The organism is Mesorhizobium sp. M7A.F.Ca.MR.362.00.0.0 (assembly GCF_004023175.1).
In the GTDB taxonomy this organism is placed as follows: Bacteria; Pseudomonadota; Alphaproteobacteria; order Rhizobiales; family Rhizobiaceae; genus Mesorhizobium.
On record NZ_RZTF01001265.1, the window covers coordinates 1 to 211 of the forward strand.

The 211-nt window shown below is 36.0% G+C and carries 1 protein-coding gene; it reads left to right on the plus strand.

Annotated features, from left to right (window positions below; all coding sequences use genetic code 11):
- Positions 1-195, plus strand: a 195-nt coding sequence (locus EOC06_RS44960; protein WP_206631535.1) for a PTS glucose transporter subunit IIA, incomplete at its 5' end; no start/stop codon positions are given.
- Positions 196-211 lie beyond the last annotated feature (16 nt).

Consider the following 211-nt stretch of genomic DNA (forward strand, 5'->3'; position numbering starts at 1 on the left):
CCGCATGTTAAGCAAGATGATGTAGTAAAGCAAGGCGATCTGTTAGTAGAGTTTGATATTGAGAAAATTAAAGAAGCTGGTTATCCAGTAACAACGCCAGTGATTGTCACTAATACAAGTGAGTATGTAGAAGTCGTTGGAACAAGTGAAGAAAATATTGTCCAATCCGAAAAACTATTAACGGTTATCGTTTAAAGCAATGTGAATAAGG